The following is an 870-nucleotide window of genomic DNA, read 5'->3' on the forward strand; positions in this document are numbered from 1 at the left end:
AAACTGCTCAACAAAGTCCAACTGCTCAGGTCTAGGACCAATGAGATTCATCTCACCTTTCAAGACATTTATAAATTGCGGTAATTCATCAAGGCGAGTCTGCCTAATAAAGCTACCGAATTTTGTCACCCTCATATCGTCAGTAGTCGCCATCTGTGCCCCATTGGTCTCAGCGTTCGCTATCATACTGCGAAACTTGTACATAGTGAACAGCTTACCACCTTGTCCTATACGCTGCTGAGTAAATAATATAGACACATTACTATAATGATTTTGCCACTTTATTATCATAGCTATTAGTAAAGCCAAAGGTATTACTATAGGAGCAGTAATCAATATAACTAACGTATCTAACAAACGCTTTGTCAGTAGATAGCTCTGCGAGGGTAATAGCGAACCTAGATTGTTCTCGTATAGATGCTTTATTGGCAGACGTCCAGTCAATGACTCTCTGACTTGTAATACATTATAGACTGGCGTACCCTGCAAAGCCGTTTCAGCTAATAGCTGCTCCCACTCTGCTGACAATCCTTCATCAGCTAAATCAGCTACTACTGCATGAAAGGGTAAGCGTCGATTATTAGCAAGCTCAAAACAAGGTGTCAGCTCAACCCAGCGTACACCTCCAATATCCAATAGATTTTGGCAGCGACCTAAAGGAACGTAACCGATAGTCACTTGGGTGACGGCTCGCAGATAGATCTGCGAGATGAAACAAAATAGTAACCCTAGGGCTGCACTCAAAGATAAGTAGTAGACAGAATATGGGACACGAAAAACAAGTAGTAACAACCCTACAATTAATCCACTCGCTAGTAATGTAGGTAATACAGTAACAACGGAGCGTTGTCCTGGAAACTGTGTGAAACG

The 870-nt window shown here is 42.0% G+C and carries 1 protein-coding gene; it reads right to left on the bottom strand.

From position 1 onward, the window contains the following. A partial coding sequence (locus tag ACS8FC_RS15940) for a sugar transferase (RefSeq protein WP_439297488.1) occupies window positions 1-870 on the bottom strand: 870 nt, incomplete at both ends.

The organism is Psychrobacter sp. 1Y4, from assembly GCF_051847555.1.